Annotated in this window: 1 protein-coding gene; it reads right to left on the reverse strand. The window is 69.3% G+C overall.

Features of this window, described 5'->3' with window-relative positions:
* Positions 1–24: 24 nt before the first annotated feature.
* Positions 25–1,230 carry an IS110 family transposase gene (locus AB0C19_RS33510; protein ID WP_357191979.1) on the reverse strand — a complete coding sequence of 402 codons (1,206 nt, stop codon included), beginning with the start codon at positions 1,228–1,230 and terminating at the stop codon, positions 25–27.
* Positions 1,231–1,471: the final 241 nt, after the last annotated feature.

Consider the following 1,471-nt stretch of genomic DNA (forward strand, 5'->3'; position numbering starts at 1 on the left):
GGGGGGGTGTCCCTATGGGTTTCGTCAAGCGGGGATGGGTGCCTGATCTGTGGGCCGTGGTTGGTAGGGGATCTTGTCGCGGAGCATGGCGAATAGGACGTCGCAGCGGCGGCGGGCGAGGCAGATGAGGGCGGCGTTGTGGCGTTTGCCTTCGGCGCGTTTGCGGTCGTAGTAGGCCCTGCTCTTGGGGTCGGCGAGGGCTGCGAACGCGGCGAGGAAGAACGCGCGTTTGAGGTTCTTGTTGCCGCCTCGGGGCGGGTGTTCGCCGCGGATGCTGCTTCCGGATCGTCGGGTCACGGGGGCGAGGCCGGCGTAGGCGGCGAGGTGGCCGGGGGTGGCGAAGGCGGTGCCGTCGCCGACTTCGAGCAGGATCCGGGCGGCGGTCCTGACGCCGATGCCGGGCATCGAGGTCAGGACCGGGGCAAGAGGGTGCGCATCAAGCATCCTCTCGACCTCACTGGCGACCTGGTCGCGTTGTCGCAGGACGTCGCGGAGACTGTCGGCGAGTCGGGGCAGGATCGTCTCTGCCGCTGTCGTGCCGGGGACCGTGACGGTCTGCTCGTCCAGGGCGGTCATGATCTGCTCGACGAGCCGGTCACCCATGCGGGGCGCGTGGACGGCGGCGATCGAGAGGAGTTTGCGGCGGCCGGCCTTGCGCAGACCGACCGGGCCGCCGCAGCGCGACAGCAACTCCGACACAGCTTTGTGCTGCACCTTCGGGCCGAGGATTCGTTCCAGGGCGGGATGGACCTGCGTCAGCAGGCCCCTGATCCGGTTCGACACCCGGGTGGCTTCGCCGGCGAGGTCGTCGTCAAAGCCGACCAGGACTTCCAGCTCGGCCATGGTTTCGTCGCCGGTGTCGACCCGCCGCAGCGTGTGCGGCAGAGTGCGAGCCGCGTCAGCGATGACGTAGGCATCACGGGCGTCGGTCTTCGCGTTGCCGGGGTGCAGATCGGCGATCCGGCGCATCGCCAGGCCGGGCAGGTAAGCCACCTGATGCCCGCATGCCCGAGCCACCGCGACCGGCAAAGCGCCGATCGAGGCGGGCTGATCGACCACCACCAAGACTCGGCCGTGGCGGGCGAGTTTGTCGAACAGCTGCCGCAGCCGGGCCTCGGTGTTCGGCAGCGGCGCGTCGTGCAGCCGTCTGCCGTCCGGGGCCAACCCGACCGCGTGGTGATCACCTTTACCGACGTCCAAGCCCAGAAAGACGCCATATCCCTCGTGCACCGCACCCGCCTCCACGCATCGATCGGTGGCCTCGGCCGCTGGTCCAGGCGTCGGACTGCCGGCAGCCACGTTACGAAGAGACCTACCCCAACACGGGTGGCCGTGTCCCTATCAGCGGTCCGCCGACGCCACCCGACCCGGCGACAACACCCCCCGGATCATCCGAACGACAGGGGCAGGAAGTCATACCGGGCCGGGCGACCGAGGGTCCCCGGCTGGGGACGATCAAAAAGGTAACGGG

It is taken from the genome of Micromonospora sp. NPDC048842, assembly GCF_040649935.1.
GTDB lineage: Bacteria > Actinomycetota > Actinomycetes > Mycobacteriales > Micromonosporaceae > Micromonospora > Micromonospora hortensis.